This window comes from Tetragenococcus muriaticus DSM 15685, from assembly GCF_000423785.1.
Lineage (GTDB): Bacteria > Bacillota > Bacilli > Lactobacillales > Enterococcaceae > Tetragenococcus > Tetragenococcus muriaticus.
The window spans coordinates 1-24,682 of sequence record NZ_AUIQ01000002.1 but is presented as its reverse complement, the minus strand read 5'-3'; the positions used below and the strand labels follow the sequence as shown (position 1 = coordinate 24,682).

General features: G+C 35.9%; 21 protein-coding genes and 1 pseudogene. 19 read left to right on the top strand and 3 right to left on the bottom strand.

What is annotated here, in order from left to right:
* The first annotated feature begins 62 nt into the window (after positions 1 to 62).
* The 6 genes from rpoC to G577_RS0100970 all read left to right on the top strand — a co-directional run bounded on the left by rpoC (position 63) and on the right by G577_RS0100970 (position 8,861).
* The gene (gene rpoC / locus G577_RS0100995; RefSeq protein ID WP_028789535.1) at positions 63 to 3,731 is read left to right on the top strand and encodes a DNA-directed RNA polymerase subunit beta'; all 3,669 of its coding nucleotides are present in this window, start codon (positions 63 to 65) and stop codon (positions 3,729 to 3,731) included.
* A 404-nt stretch (positions 3,732 to 4,135) separates the two neighbouring features.
* Positions 4,136 to 5,281 carry a 5-methyltetrahydropteroyltriglutamate--homocysteine S-methyltransferase gene (locus tag G577_RS0100990; protein WP_028789534.1) on the top strand — a complete coding sequence of 382 codons (1,146 nt, stop codon included), beginning with the start codon at positions 4,136 to 4,138 and terminating at the stop codon, positions 5,279 to 5,281.
* A 93-nt stretch (positions 5,282 to 5,374) separates the two neighbouring features.
* Positions 5,375 to 6,049 (top strand): response regulator transcription factor, encoded by a 675-nt coding sequence (locus G577_RS0100985; protein ID WP_028789533.1) that lies wholly within the window; start codon positions 5,375 to 5,377, stop codon positions 6,047 to 6,049.
* A 93-nt stretch (positions 6,050 to 6,142) separates the two neighbouring features.
* Positions 6,143 to 7,063: an ABC transporter ATP-binding protein gene (locus G577_RS0100980; RefSeq protein WP_028789532.1), complete on the top strand. Its 921-nt coding sequence runs from the start codon at positions 6,143 to 6,145 to the stop codon at positions 7,061 to 7,063.
* The gene (locus G577_RS0100975) at positions 7,056 to 7,913 is read left to right on the top strand and encodes an ABC transporter permease (protein WP_028789531.1); all 858 of its coding nucleotides are present in this window, start codon (positions 7,056 to 7,058) and stop codon (positions 7,911 to 7,913) included. The genes G577_RS0100980 and G577_RS0100975 overlap by 8 nt, the downstream gene beginning before the upstream one ends.
* 12 nt (positions 7,914 to 7,925) lie before the next feature.
* Complete coding sequence (locus tag G577_RS0100970) at positions 7,926 to 8,861, top strand: sensor histidine kinase (protein ID WP_028789530.1); 936 nt, start codon at positions 7,926 to 7,928, stop codon at positions 8,859 to 8,861.
* A gap of 4 nt (positions 8,862 to 8,865) precedes the next feature.
* Here G577_RS0100970 and G577_RS0100965 read toward each other — a convergent pair whose 3' ends face one another.
* A complete protein-coding gene (locus G577_RS0100965; RefSeq protein WP_028789529.1) occupies positions 8,866 to 9,732 on the bottom strand; it encodes an ROK family protein in 867 nt (288 codons plus the stop codon).
* A gap of 15 nt (positions 9,733 to 9,747) precedes the next feature.
* A complete protein-coding gene (locus tag G577_RS0100960; RefSeq protein ID WP_028789528.1) occupies positions 9,748 to 11,121 on the bottom strand; it encodes a glycoside hydrolase family 1 protein in 1,374 nt (457 codons plus the stop codon).
* 530 nt (positions 11,122 to 11,651) lie between these two features.
* Between G577_RS0100960 and G577_RS0100955 the strand changes: the two genes are divergently transcribed.
* The 5 genes from G577_RS0100955 to G577_RS0100935 all read left to right on the top strand — a co-directional run bounded on the left by G577_RS0100955 (position 11,652) and on the right by G577_RS0100935 (position 16,800).
* Positions 11,652 to 12,125, top strand: a complete 474-nt coding sequence (locus G577_RS0100955; RefSeq protein ID WP_028789527.1) for an S-ribosylhomocysteine lyase — start codon at positions 11,652 to 11,654, stop codon at positions 12,123 to 12,125.
* Positions 12,126 to 12,137: 12 nt separating this feature from the next.
* On the top strand, positions 12,138 to 12,911 hold the full coding sequence (locus tag G577_RS0100950; RefSeq protein WP_028789526.1) for an SDR family NAD(P)-dependent oxidoreductase: 774 nt from the start codon (positions 12,138 to 12,140) through the stop codon (positions 12,909 to 12,911).
* 183 nt (positions 12,912 to 13,094) lie between these two features.
* The gene (locus tag G577_RS0100945) at positions 13,095 to 14,213 is read left to right on the top strand and encodes a 5-methyltetrahydropteroyltriglutamate--homocysteine S-methyltransferase (RefSeq protein ID WP_028789525.1); all 1,119 of its coding nucleotides are present in this window, start codon (positions 13,095 to 13,097) and stop codon (positions 14,211 to 14,213) included.
* 87 nt (positions 14,214 to 14,300) lie between these two features.
* Positions 14,301 to 15,155 (top strand): MetQ/NlpA family ABC transporter substrate-binding protein, encoded by an 855-nt coding sequence (locus tag G577_RS0100940; protein ID WP_028789524.1) that lies wholly within the window; start codon positions 14,301 to 14,303, stop codon positions 15,153 to 15,155.
* Positions 15,156 to 15,264: 109 nt separating this feature from the next.
* Positions 15,265 to 16,800, top strand: coding sequence for an ABC-F family ATP-binding cassette domain-containing protein (locus G577_RS0100935; protein ID WP_028789523.1), 1,536 nt, complete (start codon positions 15,265 to 15,267; stop codon positions 16,798 to 16,800).
* 69 nt (positions 16,801 to 16,869) lie between these two features.
* Here the strand turns inward: G577_RS0100935 and G577_RS0100930 are convergent, their stop codons facing one another.
* Positions 16,870 to 17,334, bottom strand: coding sequence for a hypothetical protein (locus G577_RS0100930; RefSeq protein WP_028789522.1), 465 nt, complete (start codon positions 17,332 to 17,334; stop codon positions 16,870 to 16,872).
* A gap of 176 nt (positions 17,335 to 17,510) precedes the next feature.
* Between G577_RS0100930 and G577_RS0100925 the strand changes: the two genes are divergently transcribed.
* From G577_RS0100925 to G577_RS11675, 8 genes and pseudogenes are all read left to right on the top strand, one after another.
* Positions 17,511 to 18,017, top strand: coding sequence for a type 1 glutamine amidotransferase domain-containing protein (locus G577_RS0100925; RefSeq protein WP_028789521.1), 507 nt, complete (start codon positions 17,511 to 17,513; stop codon positions 18,015 to 18,017).
* 146 nt (positions 18,018 to 18,163) lie between these two features.
* A complete protein-coding gene (locus G577_RS10835) occupies positions 18,164 to 18,667 on the top strand; it encodes a macro domain-containing protein (RefSeq protein WP_038021716.1) in 504 nt (167 codons plus the stop codon).
* Positions 18,668 to 18,980: 313 nt separating this feature from the next.
* Complete coding sequence (locus G577_RS0100915) at positions 18,981 to 19,271, top strand: PTS sugar transporter subunit IIB (RefSeq protein ID WP_028789520.1); 291 nt, start codon at positions 18,981 to 18,983, stop codon at positions 19,269 to 19,271.
* 26 nt (positions 19,272 to 19,297) lie between these two features.
* A complete protein-coding gene (locus G577_RS0100910; protein ID WP_028789519.1) occupies positions 19,298 to 20,566 on the top strand; it encodes a PTS galactitol transporter subunit IIC in 1,269 nt (422 codons plus the stop codon).
* Between the two features lie 22 nt (positions 20,567 to 20,588).
* On the top strand, positions 20,589 to 21,662 hold the full coding sequence (locus G577_RS0100905) for a zinc-binding dehydrogenase (protein WP_038021810.1): 1,074 nt from the start codon (positions 20,589 to 20,591) through the stop codon (positions 21,660 to 21,662).
* 91 nt (positions 21,663 to 21,753) lie between these two features.
* Positions 21,754 to 23,820, top strand: coding sequence for a BglG family transcription antiterminator (locus G577_RS0100900; protein WP_028789517.1), 2,067 nt, complete (start codon positions 21,754 to 21,756; stop codon positions 23,818 to 23,820).
* Between the two features lie 5 nt (positions 23,821 to 23,825).
* A complete protein-coding gene (locus tag G577_RS0100895) occupies positions 23,826 to 24,296 on the top strand; it encodes a PTS sugar transporter subunit IIA (protein ID WP_028789516.1) in 471 nt (156 codons plus the stop codon).
* Between the two features lie 212 nt (positions 24,297 to 24,508).
* Positions 24,509 to 24,682: pseudogene (locus tag G577_RS11675) on the top strand (IS1380 family transposase); the annotation flags it as partial.

The following is a 24,682-nucleotide window of genomic DNA, read 5'->3' as shown; positions in this document are numbered from 1 at the left end:
GTTTTCTCTAATATATGTTTTTTCTGATCGAAGTTGTGAATTTGAAATGGAGGGAACCTTTTTTGATCGATGTAAATAATTTCGAAAGTATGCAAATAGGTTTAGCTTCTCCCGAAAAAATCAGAAGCTGGTCTTATGGTGAAGTTAAAAAGCCTGAGACGATTAACTATCGTACATTAAAACCTGAACGTGAAGGTTTATTTGATGAACGAATCTTCGGTCCAACAAAAGACTGGGAGTGCGCTTGTGGTAAATACAAAAGAATTCGTTATAAAGGAATAGTTTGTGACCGCTGTGGCGTAGAAGTTACTCGTTCTAAAGTTCGACGTGAACGCATGGGTCACATTGAACTAGCTGCCCCAGTTTCTCATATTTGGTATTTTAAAGGTATACCATCTCGTATGGGATTAGTTTTAGATATGAGCCCGCGTGCTTTAGAAGAAATCATTTATTTTGCTTCTTATGTTGTAATTGAACCGGGAAATACAAGCTTAGAAAAGAAACAATTGTTGACTGAACGTGAATATCGTGAAAAACGTGAACAATATGGCCAAGAGTTCAATGCAGCAACAGGCGCTGAAGCAATTAGACAGTTGTTAGATAGTGTGGATTTAGATAGCGAAGCCGATGAATTAAAAGAAACATTAAGAACGGCTTCAGGACAAAAACGTACTCGTGCCATTCGTCGTTTGGATATTTTGGAAGCTTTCCGTACTTCTGGAAATGAACCAAGTTGGATGATTATGGATGTTATTCCAATTGTCCCTCCAGATATTCGTCCTATGGTGCAGTTAGAAGGTGGACGTTTTGCTACTTCTGACTTAAACGATTTATATCGGCGCGTGATTAACCGGAATAATCGGTTAAAACGTTTGTTGGATTTGAACGCACCTAACATTATCGTGCAAAATGAAAAGCGTATGTTACAAGAAGCAGTAGACGCTTTGATAGACAATGGTCGGCGAGGTCGTCCCGTTGCTGGTCCAGGAAATCGTCCATTAAAATCTCTTTCTCATATGCTAAAAGGGAAACAAGGGCGTTTCCGTCAAAACTTACTTGGAAAGCGGGTAGATTATTCAGGCCGCTCAGTTATTTGTGTAGGTCCATTTTTGAAAATGTATCAATGTGGTCTACCTAAGGAAATGGCTATAGAATTGTTCAAACCTTTTGTTATGAGGGAGTTAGTAAAACGTGAACTAGCTTCAAATATCAAAAATGCCAAACGTAAAATCGAACGGCAAGAAGATGACGTATGGGACATATTAGAAGATGTGATTAAAGAACATCCAGTTCTATTAAACCGTGCACCAACGCTTCATCGTCTAGGTATTCAAGCTTTTGAACCCGTCTTAGTCGAAGGACGTGCGATTCGTTTGCATCCATTGGCTTGTGAAGCTTACAATGCTGACTTTGATGGCGACCAAATGGCTGTTCACGTTCCATTAAACGACGAAGCACAAGCTGAAGCGCGTGTAATGATGTTAGCTGCTCAACATATCTTAAATCCAAAAGATGGTAAGCCAGTTGTTACACCATCCCAAGACATGGTTTTAGGAAATTACTATATAACATTAGAAGAGGCAGGTCGTGAAGGAGAAGGTATGATCCTTCGTGATTTGAATGAAGCAGTTGCGGCTTGGAAAAATGGTTATGTTCATTTGCATACTCGTGTTGCGGTTGATCCGAGCCGACTAGGAGATGGAGATAAGCCGCTGACGGATTACCAAAAAGATCGGTTAATGATAACTACTGTAGGCAAAATCATTTTTAACTCGATCATGCCGTCTGAGTTTCCTTATTTAAATGAGCCAACTGATTTTAATTTAACTGTCCAAACGCCAGATAAATATTTTGTTGATGCTAGTACAGATATTCCTGCTTACATCAAAGAACAAGATTTGATCGAACCATTCAAAAAAGACAATTTGGAAGATATTATTGCTGAAGTCTTCAAACGATTTAAAGTAACAGAAACATCACGTATGCTTGATCGTATGAAAGACTTAGGCTATAGTCATTCTACTCTTGCTGGAATTACAGTAGGAATTTCTGATATTACTGTTTTACAAGACAAAGAAGACCTTATTAACGACGCGCACAAACAAGTGGGCACTGTATCCAAACAATTTCGTCGCGGTTTGATTACTGATGATGAACGTTATGAACGGGTTATTGATATTTGGAATGAAGCTAAGGATAATATTCAGCTGAAACTGTCGAGATCTCTTGGTAATCAAAATCCGATTTATATGATGTCTGATTCCGGTGCTCGCGGAAATATTTCTAACTTTACTCAACTTGCGGGAATGCGTGGTTTGATGGCAGCTCCAAGTGGGCAAATTATGGAATTACCGATTATTTCTAATTTCCGTGAAGGCTTGACTGTTTTGGAAATGTTTATTTCCACTCACGGAGCGCGTAAAGGTATGACTGATACAGCCTTGAAGACTGCGGACTCAGGTTATTTGACACGTCGTTTAGTGGATGTAGCACAAGATGTGATCGTCCGAGAAGATGATTGTGGCACAGACCGTGGGCTTGAAATTGAAGCAATCAAAGAAGGTAACGAAATTATCGAGCCTTTGGAAGAACGTCTCGTTGGACGTTATACAAGTAAGGCTGTTTATCATCCTGAAACTGGAGAAGTCATTGTTGAAGCCAACCATCTGCTTAATGAAGTTGAAGCTAAACAAATTGTAAATGCCGGTATTGAAAAAGTAACGATCCGTTCAGCCTTTACTTGTAATAGTAAACATGGTGTTTGCCGTCTTTGCTACGGACGTAACTTGGCTACTGGTACCGAAGTAGAAGTTGGGGAAGCAGTAGGAACTGTTGCTGCACAATCTATTGGTGAACCTGGTACACAATTAACAATGCGTACTTTCCATACAGGTGGTGTTGCTGGTGATGACATTACACAAGGGCTACCACGTATTCAAGAAATTTTTGAAGCACGTAACCCTAAAGGGGAAGCTGTTGTTACTGAAGTAACAGGAGAAGTCACTGAAGTTGCTGAAGACCCAGCTACTCGTACAAAAGAAGTTACTGTAACTGGCGAAACGGATACACGGACTTATACAGTACCGTATACCGCACGTATGAAGATTTCTGAAGGAGATCACATTCACCGTGGAACACCGTTAACAGAAGGCTCTATTGATCCAAAACGCTTATTGCAAGTACGCGATGTACTTTCTGTAGAAAATTATCTATTACGTGAAGTTCAACGCGTCTACCGTATGCAAGGGGTAGAAATTAGTGATAAGCACGTTGAAGTTATGGTCCGTCAAATGTTACGTAAAGTTCGTGTTATGGACCCAGGAGATACTGATATTCTTCCTGGTACAACACTAGATATTGCTGACTTTAAAGATCAAAACTATAAGACGTTGGTTACCGGAGGAATCCCTGCAACTTCTCGTCCAGTATTACTTGGTATCACGAAAGCTTCGTTGGAAACAAATAGCTTCTTATCTGCTGCTTCTTTCCAAGAAACAACTCGTGTACTAACGGATGCAGCAATTCGTGGAAAACAAGATCCACTTCTTGGTTTGAAAGAAAATGTTATTATTGGTAAGACAATTCCAGCTGGTACAGGAATGCCTCGTTACCGTAATATGGAACCAAAAGAAGTTAATAATACAAGCGAAAATGTGTACAGTATCTCTGATATTGAAGCACAAATGGCTGCAGAAGATGCCTTAAATGAAACGCAAGGTAGTCAAAACTAAAAGCTAGTTCAAAACACATCCCTTTTGATTAGGGGGTGTGTTTTTTTATTTAACTAATTTTACGCCAAATAGGAAGAACCAATTTGACAATTAAGAATTATACGTGCTATATTCAATAAAATTATAGTAATTTCCGATGATTTAGAAAGTAAACTTTAAATAATCTCAGAGAAACGCTGGTAGGTGAAAAGCGCTGATTATAAGAAGTTGAAAATGGCTAAGGAGGAACTTTTGGTGATAAGTAAAAAAAAGCGGTATTATCTATCGTTAAAAGGATATTCGACATAGAAGTTTAAATGTTGGAATAAAGGTAAAAAAAGGTGGTACCGCGTTGAATCGCCCTTTTGTCAGTTAAGCTGGCAAGAGGGCTTTTTTTATTATAAAAATTATGTGGAGGGGATAGAATGAGTACAATTGATAAAAGAAATATACCATTTACTGTAGATCATGTGGGGAGTTTCTTACGTCCAGAACGCTTGAAAACAGCACGAGAAAAATTTTTTAGTGGAGATATCACGAAAGAACAACTTCGAGTAGTCGAAGATGAAGAAATAGAGAAATTAATTGAACAAGAAAAAAGAGTAGGCTTGCACGGAATTACAGATGGAGAGCTCCGACGTAGTTTTTGGCATTTAGATTTTTTAGAACATCTAAATGGTGTCGAAGGTTACGTGCCTGAAGGTGGGTATAATCAACAATTTCATGGTAAAGAAGCACCATCTTATAATATTCGTGTAACAGGACGGATTTCCTTTAATAAAAATCATCCATTTTTAGAAGATTTTGCTTTTTTAAAAGATAAAGTAGAAAATGATGAAAATGCAATTGCTAAAACCTCTGTTCCTAGCCCTAACATGATTTTGCGCCAAGAGTTATTAGCAAATGATGGTAGTACAAAAGTTCATGAGATATATCCGGATTTAACTGATTTTTATCATGATTTGGCACAAACTTACAAAGATGTTATTAAGGCTTATTATGAAAAAGGGTGCCGTTATTTGCAATTTGATGATACCAATTGGGCATTTCTGGCAGATGCCAATAAAAGAAAAGAGATGCAAGAAAAAGGAATCGAGCCTACAGGTGTAGCGCAAATTTGTAGGGATATTATTAACGAAGCCTTGGAAGATAAACCAGATGATTTGGTACTTACTACGCACATCTGTAGAGGAAACCATGCGTCTTCTTGGTTATTTTCAGGAGGGTATGAGCCAATTGCTAAAGAATTATTTGCAACGAATTATGATGGCTTTTTCTTAGAGTATGATTCAGAGCGTTCTGGTGACTTTGCTCCTTTACGCTATTGGAATAACCCCAATAGTAAAATTGTTTTAGGACTAGTGACTTCAAAATTTCCGGAATTAGAAAGTAAAGAGGAGATCAAAAAAAGAATTCACGAAGCTACAGAATATGTTCCATTGGAAAACTTAAGTATTAGTCCCCAATGCGGTTTTGCTTCAACCGAAGAAGGGAACCAACTAACTGAAAAAGAACAATGGGAAAAAATTAACTTATTGCAAGAAGTTGCTTCAGAAGTTTGGGGCAATTAAAAGAAGAGAAAGGGACTCCTACAAAAGTCCCTTTCTTTTTTTGTCTATACACGCTAAAATGCAAATAGATTATTCAGATTAAGGTGAGCTGTGATGAAAAAAATTTTAATTGTAGAAGATGATAATAATATTAATAACTTGTTAAATGATCTACTCGAGACAGATTATTATGTTACGCAAGCTTTTGCTGGCTCTGAAGCTAAACGACTTTTAGTAAACGAAGATTTTGACCTTATCTTATTAGATTTAATGTTACCAGGTGTTAGTGGAGAAGAATTAATTACGGAAATTCGGTCTAAAAAAAGTACGCCGATTATTGTTATTACCGCAAAAAATGATCCAACGGTTTTATCTGATGTATTTGATGCAGGAGCCAACGATTATATAGCCAAACCTTTTAATACAGTGGAAGTAACGGCAAGAATAAGAAATCAGTTAAAGAGTCATGTGGGAGAAGAAACAGAAAGTTCCTTATTAACAGCTGGAAATATAAAATTAAATGATGAAACACATGAAGTTTATTATCAGGATCAGTTATTATCATTAACACAAAAAGAATATGAGATATTAAAATGCTTTCTGACACATCCAAAAAAAGTGTTTACGAAGGCAAATTTATACGAAACAATTTGGCAAGAACCGTATTTTGGTGATGATAATACAATTACGGTGCACATCTCACGTTTACGTAACAAATTTCAAGTATTTACAGACCAAGAAGTAATTAAGACAATATGGGGCGTTGGCTTTCAATTAAATACTGGATAAATTTAATACTTTTGTAAGATTTACGACAGATTTTTGAAAATTCTCCTGTATAAGATCAATATATCCTCAAACAAAGACAAAGGAGAATACGTGATGGAAAATTTATTGACCACACAAGCTGTCACAAAATCTTATGGTAAACAAGAGGCTTTACGTGACGTTTCGATACATGTAAGACCTGGAGAAGTATATGGACTAATTGGTAAAAATGGAGCTGGGAAGTCCACTTTATTTAAAGTCATTATGGGGCTTGCTAGACAAGACAATGGGGAAATTTCGATTTATGATCAACCATCTGTAGAAAACTTAGTAGGCAAGCAAAAAAATATTGGATTTATGTTTGGCTCTCAGTTTTTTCCTTACTTAACAGCTCGAGAAAATTTAGTTTATACTTGTAAGCTAAAAGGGATTACGGATAAAGCAGAAGTTGATCGTGTATTAAGCCTAGTCGAATTAGACAAAGTAAAAAAGAAAGTAAAATCATTTTCTATGGGGATGAAGCAACGGTTAAATATAGCGAATGCTTTAGTTGGCAAGCCGGACTTAATTATTATGGATGAGCCAATTAATGGTCTAGATCCTCAAGGGATTGCCAGCTTTAGGGGATTAGTACAAAAATTAAACCGCGAACAAGAAATTACTTTTGTACTATCTTCTCATATTTTAGGCGAATTAGGACTCATGGCTTCTCGTTTTGGTTTTATCCATGAGGGAGAGTTATTAAGTGAGGTGGACCGTGAAGAATTATTAGAAAAAACAGAGGATCAGGTCATTATCAAAGTGGACAATGCAGAAAAGGCTGCTTATTTATTAGAAGAGCATTTATCCTCTTTAGATTATATAGTCAATGGTGATAAAGAAATTGTTCTTTCTGATCATATTGATGAAACAAACAAGATTGCCAAAATTTTAGTGGACGGTGGTGTTGAGTTGTATAAATTAACTCCTCACCAACAAACATTAGAAGAGTACTATCTTTCACTTATTCATCAAGGAGGTCAAGAAAATGTTTAATTACGTCAAGGCAGATCTTTATCGAATTTTTCATAAACGAAGTAATCAGTTATATTGGTTGATTTTGGCAGCTTTATTTTTAATTTTTGTCATTTTTGGCTCGGGAAATGCTGATTTTGCTGATAACAAAAGCGAAATTACAGAGTTGTATTTTTCAGTAGCAGTGATGCCTCTTGCTTTATTTGGCCCCTTAGTTATAAGTCCTCAGTTTTATTATGCCGTGTATTTAGATGAGCTTAATAGCAAAGGGTTTGTCCGTTTATTTAGTTCTGGGTTGCGCAAAAGCGAATATATTGTGGCAAAAATACTTACTTCGCTTATTTATATGTTTGTTGTATTTACCTTTTTAGCGCTAGCTTATGTTGGTGGATTTGGTATCCTCGCCTTACTAAATGATGGCGCGCCTTTTTTTACAATAAATCAAATTGAATTATTACTTATTTTAGTAGCCTATTTAGGTCTATTCACAATTGCTTTTTCTTCGTTGACAAATCTAATTACTTTGAAATGGCAAAGTGGGAATATTCCGCTATTTCTATTTTTCATTATTTCAAATGGTTTTATAGCCAACCTTATTAGATGGGCAAATCATTTACCAGTTTTACGTCATTTAGACTTAAGCCCTTATTTACTTTCAACAAATACTGGGAAGCTAAAAGATGCCTTAATGAGTGGAGTTTTCTATGGTCAACCAGGACAGCCTAGTAATCAGCTACCAAGTGCGCAAGAAGCTTTAAAAATAGTAGATTCAATTGAAGCTCAACCTTTTGTTATTATTGGTATTTACATTATTGTAACGACCATTATCTCGCTTTTTATACTGAAACATTCGGATATCAAAGACAATTAGTAGGTGAAATTTGTGATATGGATTTTATTCATTAGTATAGGAATTAATTTGTTACTTATCATAGCTTGGATCTTTTACCGTCGGGAATTAAAAGATATGATTTTACAGATTAAGACTATTAAGCAAGGAAATTCTCATACGCCCTTAAAAAGAATCGGGTTTTCTAAACGTAACCGACAATTAGTTGAAGAAGTTAATGAATTAATTGTGTCTTTTAACCAAACAGATAAAGAAAATAGGCGAATGGCCAAACAAAGTAAAGAAATGATTGCTTCGATTTCACATGATTTTAGGACCCCTTTGACATCAATGATTGGTTATATTCAAATGCTTGATAAAACTACATTGAGTGCTCGGGATTTAAAGTATTTAAAAATTATTGAAGAACGTACACAATTAATTTCATCACTTATTGATGAGTTTTATTTATTAAGTTTATTAGATGCAGATGACTATCAAATTCATAGTGAAGCGGTAAATCCAATTACCTTAATTCAAGAGCAAGTAGCGCAGTACTATGAAGAATTGTCAGCAACTTTTGAAGACATGGAGATTGATTTAACAGACGAGCTCATTGTGATCCAAACAAGTCGCGTTGATTTCGAACGAATTGTACAAAATTTGATAAAAAACGCCTTTATTCATGGAGTTCGCTATTTTAATATTCGTTTAGAAAAACAGGAAGAACGATTGCGATTTATTTTTGAAAATAAATTACCAGAAAAACAAAATATTGATGTCGAGCGTTTATTTGACCGCAATTACCAAAGTGAGGGCGCACGCGGTACGGACAGTTCAGGACTTGGCTTAGCTATCGCAAAGCAACTCTCAGAAAAATTAAATTTTTCTTTGGGGGCACAATTACAAGAAGACTTACTACAGTTTCATTTAGATATTTATCTAGATGCTTGGAAAATTAGAAATATAGAAAATGTAAAAGACAGGTAGTAAATTACCTGTCTTTCTGCATAGTTTCAAAATTTATAGCTGCGCCAATTAGATTGGCGTTATTTTGGTAGTGACATGTTTTAATTTCAGGAAGAATTTCAGGCACTCCTTCGTTTGTTAATAAAGTTTGTAAACGACCTTGAAGTTCTTCTGCTAATTCTTTACGTGCAGAAATACCACCACCAAGGATGATCATTTCTGGATCTAAGGAGACTTGGATATTATAGAGTGAATCAGCTAAATGCTCATACATTGTTTCAATAGCTTGAATTGCACGCTTGTCTCCTTTGTCCTTTTGTTCAAAGAGTTCAATTCCTGTTACTTTGTTTCCATATTGCTCAGAAAAGCGGTGAGCTGTATTGACAGCTGTACCATTGTGGCTGAGTGTCATTTTGTTTTGGTTATGCATTAACCCAACTTCTCCACCGAAAAGATGAGCTCCTTTATATAAATGACGATTAATAAATATTGCTCCGCCCACACCTGTTCCAATAACTAAGAAAATGGCATGTTTACTATGTTTACCAGCACCTAGTGTCATTTCACAAATCCCTGCACAATTCGCATCATTTTCGATTGTTACAGGTAAATCTAAGGCATCTTCTAATTCATCGAAAATAGGGCGATGATGGATATAAGGAATCGCACTAATTCCATCGATTTTTCGTTGGGTTACGTTTACAGCTCCTGGAGCACTGATAGCTACCCCGGTAATTTCTTCTTTGAATTGGGCAATAACTTGCTTAAATTGCAACTTTAGCTTTTCAAAAGTTGAAGGTGTTGTAAAACGATCAAGTTGACTTATTGTTTGTTGCTTCCATAGACCATACTTGATTGAAGAACCGCCCATATCAAAAACTACAAGACTCATTTTCTTCCTCTTTTCTTAATAGCCATTATTCTGTGCGACCTCTTTATACCATAATCCACTTTTTTTCAAACTACGTGTAAAGTCCTTATCCGATTCTAAACGGTAAAACCCATAGCGATTACGATAGCCATTTAACCATGACCAACAATCGATAAATGTCCAGGTATGATAACCAAAACAATTGCTGCCTTCTTGGATACCTTGATACAGATAATCTAAATGTTCTTTCATAAAATCGATACGATAATCATCCTGTATCATGCCTTCTTCATTTACAAAGCGCTCTTCCTCTGCAACACCCATACCATTTTCACTAACATACCAAGGAAAATTGTTATATTCGTTTTTCATCATCATAGCTACATCATAAATGGCTTCAGGGTAAATTTCCCAACCGCGGTAAGGATTAATTCGTTTTTCCGGCCAATCATAAGGTGCAAATAAATCCTCAGGATCTTGAGCGGGGAAACGTGGATTTTCGGGAGCTTGCACACGTAAGGGTTGATAGTAATTTAAACCAATAAAATCTACGGTGTTTTCTTTTATTATCTCTTTGTCTGAACCTATTGTTTCTGGCGTTAAATCATGTGCTTGAATTAATTGGATTAAAGGATCTGGAATAAATCCTTTCACCGCTGGATCCAAGAAACTTTTCATTGTTAATAAATCCGCATTTTCTTTGGCTGATTGATCAGCTGCTTGATCACTACGCGCGTAAGCAGGGGTGATGTTTAAGATAATCCCGATGCTTTCGTTGGGCATAATCTCACGAAATGCTTTTACGGCGTAAGCGTGAGCCATTAATGTATGGTAACCAACCTGGATGGCTTTTTTAAAATCGTGAATAGCTGGATAATGGGCACCATTTAAGTAGCCGCACTCAATATGCACAATAGGTTCGTTGAAAGTTGTCCAATTTTTTATTAAATCGCCAAACAATTCAAATGCTGTTTTGGCATAAAAAGCAAATGCGTCTACGGATTCTCGGGTTTCCCAGCCGCCTTTTTCCATTAACCACATGGGCATGTCAAAATGAAATAAGTTAATGATAGGTTGCACGCCTTCTTCAAGAATATGTTTGAAATAATCACGATAAAAAGCGACGGCTTCTTGGTTTACATGCCTTCCGTCTGGTAAAAGACGTGCCCAAGAAATCGAGGTACGAAAAGAATTGAGTCCAATCTCTTTCATTCTTTTGCAGTCTTCTTTATACATTTCGTATATATTTGTTGTATTTTCAGGACCTTGATTTTCATGAAATTTTTCTGGATTTGTCTTAAACCAATAATCCCAAGTGGTTTCAGATTTACCGTTTTGTAAGCTATGTCCTTCTGATTGCGGAGCCGAGGTAGCCGAACCCCATAAGAAATTTTTTGGAAATGTCTTCATTATTCTGCCTCCAGTTCTATTTGTACGGTAACGGGTTACGCTGATATACGTACTGTTGTTTTACTATTTCAATACTAAGGGTAGAGCTATTTTATATAAATCATATTAACATAATTTTTCTTAGTAAGTTTACTTTTGAGATAGAAGCTTAATATAGTTTATTCAATTTAAAAAGCACCAACTTGACAATTCATTTATTCTTAACTATACTGTTTACAAATCATAAATAAAGCTAGGACAGAGAAGAGTAGCTGCTGCATTTGTTAAAGAGAACCCGGTTGGTGGAAAAGGGGACAAGTAAAAAGTAGTGAAGATGAACTCTGAGCTTTTTATTTAGTTAGCGCTAAATAAACGGGTGAGTGGCCGATAAACTGCCGGGTATCTAAGGGTACCGTTGAGGCATTAACTGTGAAGTTTGTGCAAATAAGGGTGGTAACACGAAAGTCTTCGTCCCTTTGTTTATCAAAGTTGGTAGGCAAAGGGATGGAGATTTTTTATTATCTCTAAAAATATTTTGAGGAGGAAAGAAAATGGCGGAAGTAGAAAGTTTTACATTAGATCATACAAAAGTAAAGGCACCTTATGTTCGTTTAATTGGTAAGGAAACAGGTAAAAAGGGAGACGTAATCTCTAACTATGATTTACGTTTCTTACAACCAAATGAAAAAGAACTTCCAACTGCAGGGTTACACACAATTGAACATCTATTAGCAGATTTATTACGTGATCGTTTGGACGGTATTATCGATTGTTCTCCATTTGGTTGCCGTACTGGTTTTCATTTAATTGTGTGGGGAGAATATACTCCAACCGAAGTTGCTCAAGCTTTGAGCGAATCTCTTAAAACAATTGCCTATGAAACAAAATGGGAAGATGTACAAGGGGTAGATATCACAAGCTGTGGTAATTACCGTGATCATTCACTATTTTCAGCTAAAGAGTACGCTAAACTTGTTTTAGAAGATGGCATTAGTGATGATCCTTTTGAACGTCATGTCGTTTAGGAGGAACGTTGGATGTATTTTACTGAATTAAGAGAAAAAATAGCTTTGGTTATCGGGGCGTCACAGGGTATTGGTCAAAGCGTTGTAGAAACCTTCCAAAACGAAGGAGCAACTGTAATTGCTTGTGATATTGCTTTTGAAGAAGCGAAATTACAGAAACTTAATGAAAAAAACTATAAGATGCATTTAGATATTGCTGAAGAAGAAGAAATAATTAGTTTAGTTCAACAATTAGAAGAGCAAATGCTTATCCCAGATATACTTGTTAATGTGGCCGGCATTTCTACTGTAGACTTCTTGACTGAAAGTAGCACGGTAGATTTTGATAAAGTACTCACAGTAAATACGCGAGGCGCTTATTTAAGCAGTAAATATGTTACTGGATTAATGCAACGTAAGGAAAAATCTGGGCGAGTAATTTTTGTGGCTTCACAAGCTGGGAAAAATGGCTATAAAGGGATGTCAGGATATGTGGCATCCAAACATGCAGTTTTGGGTCTATGTAAAACACTAGCATTAGAAGTTGCTCAAGATGATATTTTAGTAAACGCTGTATGTCCCGGAATTGTCGAAACACCAATGAAACATCGAGAACGTGTTGAAGGCGGCGCTATTCGTGGGATGACAGCACAAGAAGTATTAGAAGAAGATCAAAGCCAAGTGCCATTGGGTCGTACTGGTTCAACTCAAGATGTCGCAAACGTTATTTTATTTTTGGCAAGTCCTTTAGCTAGCTATATGACAGGACAAGCACTTAATGTAACTGGTGGCATGACGATGCATTAATTTGTCGGAAAATAAAAGCTGGGGCATTGATATTGTCTAGCAGTAGTTTATGAAAAGTGATCTATTCTTAGCTTTAGCTATTTTAGATTAAAGGCGGTAAGAATGAGTTTTTAACCAATTCAAGAATGAACATGCTAGTCAACTTTGTCCTAGCTTTATTTTTATAGAAAGAGAGGGGTTTGTATGGAGAAAATACCATTTCGTTGGGATATTGTAGGAAGTTTTTTACGTCCGGAAAAGTTAAAAAAAGCAAGAGAACAATTTAAACAAGGAAAAATCACGCAAGAAGCGCTAAAGGAAGTAGAAGACAAATCGATTATAGAATTAATTCAAAAAGAAAAAGAGCTAGGGTTAAATGCAGTAACTGATGGCGAATTTCGTCGTCGTTGGTGGCATTTAGATTTTATTGCTGGATTGAATGGAATTACTGTTTATGACTTTGAAACTACAGCTTTTGGAGTTACTTCAAAAGCTCAAGGAACGTTTGTTAGTGGGAAACTTTCTTTTAACCAAAATCATCCATTTTTAGATCATTTCCGTTTTACAAAAAAATATGCTGATGCTGAAGATGTGATAGCAAAGCAAACGATTCCCGGCCCGAATATGATATTTCTTGATTCTTTTATTTTGTCAAAAAAATATCATGAAAATCCAGTGTACGCGAAAAAAGATGATTTTATTTTAGATCTTGTCGCAACTTATCAGGAGACAATCCAAGCTTTTTACGATGCTGGCTGCCGGTATTTGCAGTTAGACGATACTAGCTGGGGGGCTTTGTTTGACAATCATTTTCGTGGTTTGATTCAAGAAAATGGTTATAATCCAGATGAATTGATTCAAGAATTTGGCGATATTACCGAAGCTGTTTTAGCAAAAAAACCTGAAGATTTAGCTGTGACTTTTCATTTTTGCAAAGGGAACTTCCAATCTCGTTGGTTATATAATGGTTCTTATGATAAAATTGCTGGTCGTTTACTCGCTATTCGAGCATTTAATGGGTTCTTTTTGGAGTTTGATGATGAACGTTCTGGTGGATTTGAACCTTTGAAAAGTATCCAAGATCAGCGAATAGTTTTAGGGTTGATTACTACGAAAACTCCAGAATTAGAAGAGGAAGCAATGTTAAAAAAGCGGATTGAAAAAGCTAGCCAATATGTTCCTTTTGAACAATTATGTCTAGGTACTCAGTGTGGCTTCTCCTCAACTCAAGAAGGCAATGATCTTACTGAAGAAGATCAATGGAAAAAAATTAACTTACTTGTTAATACGGCTAAGGAAGTTTGGCAAGAGCGATCTGTGTGATTTTGTATTTGTTATTGAGATTATTTTAATTAAAATTAACAGAATTTTCGGAACGTGTTTATTTTGCTTGGATTGAGGAGGTTTTTGATGAAGAAGAAGTGGGTTGTCTTTTTAGCTTTAGTAACGGTCGTTGCTCTTAGCGCTTGTAATGATAATGAACAAGGAGTAGCTGGAGAAGAGGATCAAGTAATTCACATTGGTTCTGAGAGCGCGGATGCGCAGATTTGGGAATTTATTGCAAATTCAGAGGTGGCTGAAGATGCTGGAATTCAGATTGAAGTTGAAGACATTGATGGTGGAGCGGCCAAAAATAATGCCACTGCTGATGGAGATATTGATGCTAATGCTTTTCAATCAATTGGTTATTTGGAAAGTTTTAATGAAGATAGTACAGAAAAATTAATACCCGTAGCTACAACTTATGTTGAACCGATGGGCATTTACTCAGATAAATATGATTCTGTTGATGAAATAAAAGATCATGACGTAGTAGCCTTAGCTGATAACCCTGCGAATACAGCAAGAGGACTTCGAGTGCTAGAAGCGGCCGGACTAGTTGAACTAAATGAAGATTTCGATGATGGCGTAGGCACGCCAGAGGATGTGAGTTCAAACCCTAAAAATTTAGAATTTGAATTGATTGATGATGTGACTGGCCCACGTATTTTACAGGATGTGGACATGGCTTTGATTAGTAACACTGTAGCGCTTGAAGGTGGGCTAAATGTATTAAATGATGCGATTTACCGAGAAAAAGTAGATGAATCTAATCGTATTAATTTAAATGTTATTGCTGTTAAAGAAGGCCGCCAAGATGAAGAAAAATTACAAAAATTAGGCGAAGTTTATCATGACCCTGAGGTGCAAGAATATATTGACGATGAATTTGATGGAACAAAAGTAGAAGTTGAAATACCTGTTAATGATATTTGGAGTAGCTAAACTAGACACTATTTCTTAAACGTGGTAGACTTTTCAAGTTGAATATTTTTAAGGTGAAACTGTGGACAAATTCGTCCGCAGTTTTTTACAGTTAGGATAGGATAAGTAAATGCTAAAATTGAGTGATATTTCGCAACAATTTGGTGATAAAGTATTATATGAAAATCTAAATTTACAAATAAATGACGGAGAACATGTAGGTTTGACTGGACAAAATGGGGCAGGAAAGTCAACATTAATTAAAATTATAACTGGAGAAATCTTGCCTGAAAAAGGTTCTGTTGAGCTATCGAAAAACCAAACGATTGGTTACTTAGATCAGTACGCACGCCTAGACGAAAAATTAACGATTTATGAATTTTTAAAACAAGCGTTTGCAAAAGAATTAGCAATAGAAGAAGAAATCGGGAAACTTTATGAAAGCTATGGTGAGACCTTTGATGACTTATTGCTAGAAAAAGCTGGGAAGTTGCAAACACAACTAGATCAGAGTGAATTCTATCAAATGGACGCTTTGATTCAAGAAACAACAATAGGACTTGGGCTTGATGTATTAGGTTTAGATACATTTTTAAAAAATTTAAGTGGTGGGCAGCGTTCAAAAGTGATTTTGGCTAAACTTTTATTGGAACATCCTGCAGTTTTGGTTTTAGATGAACCGACAAACCACCTGGACGACAAGCATGTTCAATGGCTGATCTCGTTTCTACAAAATTTCTCTGGGACTTTTTTGGTTGTCTCACACGACCAACAATTTCTCGATGAAATTACTACTCATGTTGCTGATATAGAGTTTGGGGCATTAACAAAATATGCTGGGAATGTAACGAAGGCGTTAAAGCAAAAAGAAGCGGACCAAGAAACATATATGAAGCGCTATGAAGCTCAGAAAAAACAAATAGAAAAAACAGAGAGCTATATCCGTAAAAATAAAGCTGGTTCTCGTTCGAAAATGGCTAAAAGTCGGGAAAAACAATTAGCTAAAGTTGAACGTCTTACTCCTCCTACCAACCAAATACAACCAGCATTTGATTTTCCTTATAAAGGAATTGTGGCAACTTTTGCAGTAACCACACAGGATTTAGTAATTGGCTATGAAAAACCATTACTACGACCTATAAATTTAACGATTCGTTATGGTGAAAAAATAGCACTAAAAGGATTTAATGGTATTGGGAAATCAACGTTGTTAAAAACGTTAATTGGACAAATTCCGGCTTTATCTGGAGAATATGATTATCCTGCGAATACGAAGATCGGTTATTTTGAACAGGAATTAACATGGGAATTCCCTCTGCAAACACCGCTGCAATACCTAGGGAATGTTTTCCCAGAAATTTCACCTAAAGAACTACGGAGGCAATTGTCACGTTGCGGATTGAGTGATCAATTAGTACAAAAACCACTCAAGTTATTAAGCGGTGGCGAGCAATCCAAAGTAAGGTTAGCACAGTTAACTTTACAAGCAAGTAATTTTTTGATTTTAGATGAACCGACAAATCATATGGACCAAAAGACGAAGGAAAGGCTACAGGAAACCCTAGGTAATTACCAAGGTACAGTTTTAGTAGTTTCTCACGAACAGGAATTTTATGCGCCTTTTGCTGATCGGACGATTGACATAGAAAAGCAAGAGAAACAATAAAAAAAGAGAACGAGAGTAACTATTAATATTTATTCTCATGGACCATTATTGAAAATAAAAGTCGTTTTTTCAGTTCATTTGATTAACGGTTTGGACGATAACTCCTATGAGTACAAGAAGCAGCCCAATAATAGCTACAATTCCTTTCCCTGAGAATTTCTTTTGGGGTCTGTGTTGTCCTGAAGTAGCCGCTGTTTTATTATTTTTTTGATTTAATCGCTTTTGCTTAGCTAAGCTAGGTAAAAATAAAGACATTATTAGGAAGATAAGGCCAATTGTTGTTACCCCTATTGCAAAAATTGTTGGCTTATTAATTTTTAAATGTTCAAGTAAAAAGGTAACTACAGGATTATCTAATAAACGAAGTTCCATAGCTTCTTGACCTGAATCTGACAAACTAAGACTACTATCTGTTGTAGCAGTTTGGCTGTTATCCGAAGTGATGGTTGTTGCTTGAGACGAATGGGTAGAAAAAATAAAAAAACATAGTAAAGATAAATATAAAGTAGTAAAAAACGTCCGCTTCTTTTTCAAAATAAGCCTCCTTGATTGATTGCTTTAGTGATTTTTTATGAATTTTATTTTACCATATTTTTTATTTCATGGATAAGGATTACACAGCGAATTATTTGAGTCTTATAAATCTATTCGTTATAATAAAAAATAGAGGTTATAAAGCCTATAATGATTATATAAGGAGGAACGAACTGATGAGTAAAATAGCAGCAATTATGACAGATTTTGTTGAAGATATTGAAATAACTTCACCTAAAGAAGCATTAGAAAATGCTGGTAATGAAGTTGTAGTCATTAGTGATAATGGAAAAGATCATGTCGACGGTAAACAAGGTTCCGTATTTTCAATTGATCAATCCATTGATAACGTAGATGTTTCTTCATTTGATGCACTATTAATCCCTGGAGGATTTTCACCCGATCAATTACGTACAGATGATCGTTATGTAGATTTTACTAAAAAATTTGTTGAATCTGGTAAACCTGTATTTGCCATTTGCCATGGTCCGCAAATCTTTATTCAAGCTGGCGTAACTGAAGGTCGAACAATGACTGGTTTTACTTCTGTTCGTCCTGATCTAGCAAATGCTGGAGCTCACGTGAAAGACGAAGAAGTAGTTATTGATGATAACTTAATTACTAGTCGCACACCAGATGATTTAGAGGCATTTAACAAAGAAATCGTAAATGCTTTAAAATAACGAATAGATAAAGGAACTGTGACATAAGTTCTTTGAGTAATCGAATATCCGAACGATATTTATTGAGGAGTCATCTTCCTATAGTTCAGATATTTTTGCTTCATTTTTACTTATGTTACAGCTCTTTTTTTAAGGAGTGATAACAGATGTCATTAGAATTTGTGTATCAAGATATTACAAAAATGCCTGTTGATGCTATCGTTAATGCTGCTAATAAACAGTTGCGAGGCGGCAGTGGTGTATGTGGTGCTATTTTCAAAGCAGCTGGATGGCAAACTTTACAAAAAGAGTGCGATCAATTAGCTCCTATTCAAACAGGAGAAGCCGTAGTGACTTCTGGAGGCAATCTTACTGCTTCCTACGTTATTCATACAGCAGGACCCATTTATCATGGGGGAGACCAACAAGAAGCCAGTTTATTGTCTGCTTGCTATCGTAATAGTCTAATAAAAGCTGTGGAAAAAAACTGTGGAAGTATAGCTTTCCCCTTAATTTCCACAGGTGTTTACGGCTTCCCACAAGAAGAAGCGGTAAAGATTGCTATAAAAACTATACAGCAGTTTCTTAAAGAATCTGCGTTGACTGTTTATTTAGTCTTTTTCGATCAGGCGCTGTTTGCCAAAAGTAAGGAGCTATTCCTCTCTTCTTAAGTTAACAGCGAAAAAAACATCATTTTCACTACCTAGCGATTGTGCGAGGCTGGAACGATTGTTTCAGCCTTTTTTTTATTGTAAAAAGTTATATTTTCGTATGGTCTATATTCTTAAGGATGTTATTTTTCACAGATTAGAAATAGATAGACTCACGCTGCATAATTACCTACATAAAAGTGATATGCTAATTTCATTGTTTAGTAAGCGCTTTTAAAATATAATGAAAAATGTAAAAGAGATGTGCGCACAATAAAAACTCTTTTTTGTTCGTTATTTTTATAGGTGGATTATTATTTTGGAGGGAAATAAAATGAGGAAAATTAAAGTTCTGGTTGCTTGTGGAGCCGGCATAGCTACATCAACAGTTGTGACACAAAAGGTCGAAGAGCTATTTAAAAAGAATGAAATACAGGCCGATGTGGAGCAAATAAAAATCTCACAGGCAGCTAGTAAACAAGATAGTGCAGACATGTTAATTTCTACTACTGTGTTACCACAAGAATATCGTATTCCTGCGATTAAAGCAATGTCGTTTTTAACAGGTATAGGAACAGATGAAACAGAAAATGAAATTATCGAAACAGCTAAACAAGTTAGCTAGTTATTCTGAAAGGAGCACAATATATCATGGGAACTTTGATGAACGCTGTACAAACGGTTTTAGATATGGGCCCAAGCGTTATGCTACCGATTATTATTTTTATTGTAGGGTTAATCTTTCGCGTTAAGCCTGGCCGGGCATTAACCTCAGGGATTACTGTAGGGATAGGTATGATTGGGATCAACTTAGTTATTGATTTATTGACTACGACTGTGGGACCAGCTGCACAAGCTATGGTTGAACGATTTGGTTTAAATTTAACTGTGATAGATGCAGGCTGGCCAGCTATTTCATCTATCACGTGGGCTCAACCGATTGCAGGTCTTATGATTCCAATTGTTTTAGTCGTTAATTTGATTATGCTTGGCCTAAAATGGACAAAAACTTTGAATATTGATATTTGGAATTACTGGCATATGGCAGCAGCTGCTGCGACAGCTTATATCATAACGGGAAACGTTATTATGGGGATTTTAGCTGGGATTATTTATACTGTCTTTTGTTTGATTATTGCCGATAAAACTGCTTATCAAGTACAAGAATATTATGGTTTGGAAGGGATTAGTTTTGCTACAGGTTCAGCCGCTGGTTATGCAGTATTTGGTATTCCAGCAGCTTGGCTCATTTCTAAAATTCCTGGAATCAATAAAATTAACGTCAAACCAGAAACCATTCAGAAACGTTTTGGTGTTTTCGGAGAACCGATGATTATGGGGCTTATTATCGGAGCCTTTTTAGCCATATTAGGTGGTTATGATATCACAGGTATTTTACAAACCGCGATGACTATGGGAGGTATCATGTTATTAATGCCTCGAATGGTAAAAATTTTAATGGAAGGGCTTACACCTATACAAGAAGGGGCACAAAAAATGTTGCAGGGACGTTATAAAGGCCGAGAAATTTTTCTTGGTATGGATGCAGCATTGGCTACAGGTTCTCCTGCTGCTTTATCTACTGGATTATTAATGGTACCTATTACTTTATTTATAGCAGTCATTTTGCCAGGAAATCGCGTATTGCCGTTCGGTGATTTAGCGACAATTCCGTTTTTTGCAGCCCTTATTGTGCCCGGACGTAAAGGAAATATTGTGCATTCGGTCTTAGCATGTACAGTCGCTGTAACTATTGGGCTATATATGGCTACGGACTTTGCGCCAGCGATCACACAAATGGGAGAAGGTATCGTTGAATTTCCTGAAGGAGCTGCTCAAATTAGTAATTTAGACACAGGCGGTAATATTTTAAATTGGGTTTTCTTAAAAGCATCCGAATTATATAATAGCGTATTTTAATTGAAAGAAGGACAGAAAAATTATGCGTACAACCGAAAATATACAAACAATGCAAGGTGTAACCAAAACAGCGCCCGGTTATGACAACATGACGTTAGAAACGCTAGAAGTTCCAGTACCTAAAGAAGATGAAATCTTGATTGAAGTTGCATTTACAGGAATTTGTGGGTCAGATATTCATACGTTTAAAGGAGAGTATAAAAACCCTACAACGCCAGTTGTATTGGGACATGAATTTTCAGGACGTGTTGCTCAAGTCGGCTCAGCGGTGACTCATTTTCAACCAATGGATCGTGTGACGAGTGAGACGACGTTTTATGTTTGTGGAGAATGTAGTTATTGTCAAGAGGAAAAATATAATCTATGTCCATATCGTAAAGGAATTGGTACTCAACAAAATGGCTCTTTAGCACGATATGTAATAGCTAAAGAAAAGTACGCTCACAAATTACCAGAAAACCTTAGTTATGAAGGAGCGGCTATGAGCGAACCATTATCCTGCTGCGTTCACGCGATGTACCAAAGAAGCCCACTAGGACTTCATGACACTATCCTTGTTATGGGTCCGGGACCTATTGGTTTACTTTTAATTCAAATTGCTAAAGAAATTGGAGCTAATGTCATTGCTACAGGGATTTCAAAAGATCGACAACGATTGGAATTAGCACAAAAGTTAGGTGCAGATGCAATCGTAGATACTCAAACCCAAGATTTAGCAGAAATTGTTAATCAAATGACAAATAATGTCGGGGTAACAAAAATTTATGATGCTTCCGGGTCGGCCGCTGCTGTTAATCAAGCTTTTCCTTTAATTAGAAAAGGCGGTGATTTTGTTCAAGTTGGTTTATTTAAAGATAAGTTTGAAAAATTAGATGTTGAAACGATTATTCAACGGGAAATTCATTATATTGGGAGTCGCTCACAAAATCCTTATGATTGGCCCATTGCTTTGCATTTATTAGCCAAAGGAGCTATTGATGTTTCTTCTTTAGTTACCAAAAAGGTTCCTTTAGAAAAATGGCGTTCAGCTTTTGAAAGTGTCATGTCCGGAGAGGAAATTAAAGTAATGATCCAATCAGATGGCGATTTTAGTTAAAAAATGAAACTGGGGCATTATTGTTGTATACTTGTGCCCCTACCTTTTTTCATTCATGAATAATTAAATATTATTTCGAAGGGGAATTCAAATGGAATTAGATGCTAGAACCAATCAGTTATTTATTGAAATTTTAAATAACCCTGACGAAACCAGCGTTTCTTTAAAAAACAGACACCATTTGACGCGTTCACAGTTAAACTATTCTATTCAAAAAGTGAATGAATATTTAAGCGAACTAAATTTAGACCCGATTACACGAACAACAAATGGTCATTTTGTTATAACCAAAGAAACTATAGAAGAATTTGAACAAAGGAACACCCAAACATCAGTCGAAACTTATTTGCTGCCAGAAGAACGTGTTCAATTATTGATACTGATGCTATTGTCAAAAATAGACCCCTTATCTATGAATCATTTTATTATTGAATTAAACGTTAGCAAAAATACGGTTGCCCGAGATCTTAAGGAACTAAATCCTCTTTTAGATCAGTATAAATTACATTTAGAGTATTCGCGTTCACAAGGATACCGCATCAAAGGAGAAGAATGGCACCGTCGGCAATTATTAACTGAAACTGTAAATACAGTCAATCAATTTCTTAATCATGAAGCCCTATTAAAACAATTTGGGAATATTGAAAAAACACATTTAACAGAATATAAAAACAAAGTGAGTCAGTTAGAACAATACTTGAGTTTACGTTACTCTGATGACAAAGTGAATGATTTACCGGTGTTGACTCTATTATTAGACCGACGTATTGCTCGGGGAAAGAAGATTAATTATGATTTTGCTCTAGACTATGTGGAATTACAGGAAACCAAGGAATATAAAGCAGTCAGAGAAGTTTTTTTCCCGGAAAATGAAGGGGATATGAACGAAATCATTTACTTCACCTTGCTTTTTTTGTCCACCAATTTAACACAGGTTGATGTTTTATCTAAAGGACAATTTGAAAATTTACAATTAGCTGTTTTAGAGATGATTGAGCGTTTTGAAAAAGTAGCTCATGTGGTTATCGGAGATAAAAATGAATTGCTGAATCGTTTGATGGTGCATATGCGGCCAGCTTATTATCGTATTAAATATGGCATGCATTTATCTGAAGTTGATTTAAAAAGACAGCAGAGTCGAGAAGTTTCTTCAATTTTTTACTTAGTAAAAAAATCCATAGCACCTTTGGAAGCTTTTTTTGCCCAAACAATTTCTGATACCGAGCTTTTTTATTTAGCTTTATTTTTTGGCAGTCACTTATTAGAAAATGATTCATTCTTACGTAAAAAAACTCCGACAGCTGTTATTGTTTGTACTAATGGTATTTCTGTTTCACTGCTTATGGAACGTATATTAAAAGGGGTCTTTCCTGAAATTGACTTTATTTCTACAATGTCATTAAGGGAATTTAATACCCAAAAGATCACAAGTGATTTGATTTTTTCTTCAGTTCCTTTAGAAACTAACAAAAAATATTTTTTAGTCAAGGATTTTTTAACCGATCAAGGGAAGGTTCAGTTACGTCAAAGAGTAATGAACGAAACGGTCGTTGGTTTGGATGAGCCTTCACTTGCAGAAAAAATTGTCGATCAAGTGGATCGTCAAGTGTCTATACCAAATAAAGAAAATTTATTTTTTGAAGTGTTAAAAATTTTAAATGAGAATACCGCGGAAAATACAGTGATGAATAACGAAACAAATCACTTTGATCAATTAATCTCTAAAGACGGTTTAATTGTAGAAGAAAACGCAGTGTCATGGCATGAAGCTTTAGAGCAGCTTAGTCAACCCTTAATCAAACAAAAGGTTATTGAGCCTCGCTACTTAACAGCATTAAAACAAGAACTTCCAGAAATTCCACCTTATATTGTTTTTCGTCATCAGTTAGCTTTGCCACATACTGAACCTGAAAAAGGAGCTTATGGGGTTGCAATTTCTTTTGGAGTATTTAAGCAAGGGATTCTTTCTACCACAGAAGACCCTATTCATTTCATTGTGCTGTTAGCTTCCAACAATAAAGAAAAACATATCGATGCTTTATTGGAAATTATGGATTTAGCAGGACGCGATGCGGTTCTTTCTGATTTATTGGCATGTAAGGATAAAGATGAAGTTTGGCGACTACTACGTTTGTACAGGATCAATTATTGGGGGTAAGTAAGATGGAGAAAAAAGTCACAGAGTATTTGCAATATTCACCAATTTTATTAGGCGAACAATACCAAAATAAAAAAGAAGTTTTTACAGCTGTTTATAATCTAGCAAAACAAAAAGGATGGGTGACAAAAGACTTCGGCAAAAAAATTTTAGAAAGAGAGGAGATATACCCTACAGGAATTGATCAAGGGACTTTCGGCATTGCCATTCCACATACAGACCCGGAATGGGTTAAAGAAGAATTTATAACTTTGCTCGTTCCAGAACGTCCTGTTTTATTTCAGCGAATGGACGATAAAGAGCAAGAGGTACAAGTCGATTTTATTTTTATCTTAGGGTTAAATCAGCCTCATGAGCAATTAGCAATGTTACAAAATTTAATGCAATTAATTCAAAATACAGCACTATTAGAAAATTTATATAAGCAAACAAAACGTGAAAAACTTATTTTACTATTACAAGATTATGGATTTTAAAAAAAGAAGAATGGAACCATTATAAAAAGAGGATGACTTCAAAAATATAATGGTTACCCTGAATGATTTATAAATTTTTCCAAGAATGATTCAATCATTGGTATGCTCATTTTTCTAAAAGTTTAGTTGCTTCACCTTCTGGGTGTACAAAAAGAACGCACTTCGTGTTATTGTAAAGTCGACAAAACATAACAATAAAGGAGTGCGTTCTTATGTCTATTACTTTACAACAAAATTCTCTTACATTCAATGAGCAAAAAGTCATCTCAATAGCCAACGACGGTGGTACCTTAACCAATGACGCGGGGCTCGTCTTACTTTCGGAGTTTCTAAATCAAATTCATTTTGATTCACTGTTAGCGCAATACGTTCATATTCCAGAGCAT

What these genes read in the sequence shown, in the direction of transcription:
- G577_RS0100935 (WP_028789523.1), top strand. Translation starts at nt 15,265, where the DNA reads ATGCTAAAATTGAGTGATATTTCGCAACAATTTGGTGATAAAGTATTA.
- G577_RS0100915 (WP_028789520.1), top strand. Translation starts at nt 18,981, where the DNA reads ATGAGGAAAATTAAAGTTCTGGTTGCTTGTGGAGCCGGCATAGCTACA.
- G577_RS0100910 (WP_028789519.1), top strand. Translation starts at nt 19,298, where the DNA reads ATGGGAACTTTGATGAACGCTGTACAAACGGTTTTAGATATGGGCCCA.
- G577_RS0100900 (WP_028789517.1), top strand. Translation starts at nt 21,754, where the DNA reads ATGGAATTAGATGCTAGAACCAATCAGTTATTTATTGAAATTTTAAAT.
- G577_RS0100975 (WP_028789531.1), top strand. Translation starts at nt 7,056, where the DNA reads ATGTTTAATTACGTCAAGGCAGATCTTTATCGAATTTTTCATAAACGA.
- G577_RS0100905 (WP_038021810.1), top strand. Translation starts at nt 20,589, where the DNA reads ATGCGTACAACCGAAAATATACAAACAATGCAAGGTGTAACCAAAACA.
- G577_RS0100950 (WP_028789526.1), top strand. Translation starts at nt 12,138, where the DNA reads ATGTATTTTACTGAATTAAGAGAAAAAATAGCTTTGGTTATCGGGGCG.
- G577_RS0100925 (WP_028789521.1), top strand. Translation starts at nt 17,511, where the DNA reads ATGAGTAAAATAGCAGCAATTATGACAGATTTTGTTGAAGATATTGAA.
- G577_RS0100940 (WP_028789524.1), top strand. Translation starts at nt 14,301, where the DNA reads ATGAAGAAGAAGTGGGTTGTCTTTTTAGCTTTAGTAACGGTCGTTGCT.
- G577_RS0100985 (WP_028789533.1), top strand. Translation starts at nt 5,375, where the DNA reads ATGAAAAAAATTTTAATTGTAGAAGATGATAATAATATTAATAACTTG.
- G577_RS0100945 (WP_028789525.1), top strand. Translation starts at nt 13,095, where the DNA reads ATGGAGAAAATACCATTTCGTTGGGATATTGTAGGAAGTTTTTTACGT.
- G577_RS0100980 (WP_028789532.1), top strand. Translation starts at nt 6,143, where the DNA reads ATGGAAAATTTATTGACCACACAAGCTGTCACAAAATCTTATGGTAAA.
- G577_RS0100965 (WP_028789529.1), bottom strand. Translation starts at nt 9,732, where the DNA reads ATGAGTCTTGTAGTTTTTGATATGGGCGGTTCTTCAATCAAGTATGGT.
- G577_RS0100895 (WP_028789516.1), top strand. Translation starts at nt 23,826, where the DNA reads ATGGAGAAAAAAGTCACAGAGTATTTGCAATATTCACCAATTTTATTA.
- G577_RS0100960 (WP_028789528.1), bottom strand. Translation starts at nt 11,121, where the DNA reads ATGAAGACATTTCCAAAAAATTTCTTATGGGGTTCGGCTACCTCGGCT.
- G577_RS10835 (WP_038021716.1), top strand. Translation starts at nt 18,164, where the DNA reads ATGTCATTAGAATTTGTGTATCAAGATATTACAAAAATGCCTGTTGAT.
- G577_RS0100955 (WP_028789527.1), top strand. Translation starts at nt 11,652, where the DNA reads ATGGCGGAAGTAGAAAGTTTTACATTAGATCATACAAAAGTAAAGGCA.
- G577_RS0100990 (WP_028789534.1), top strand. Translation starts at nt 4,136, where the DNA reads ATGAGTACAATTGATAAAAGAAATATACCATTTACTGTAGATCATGTG.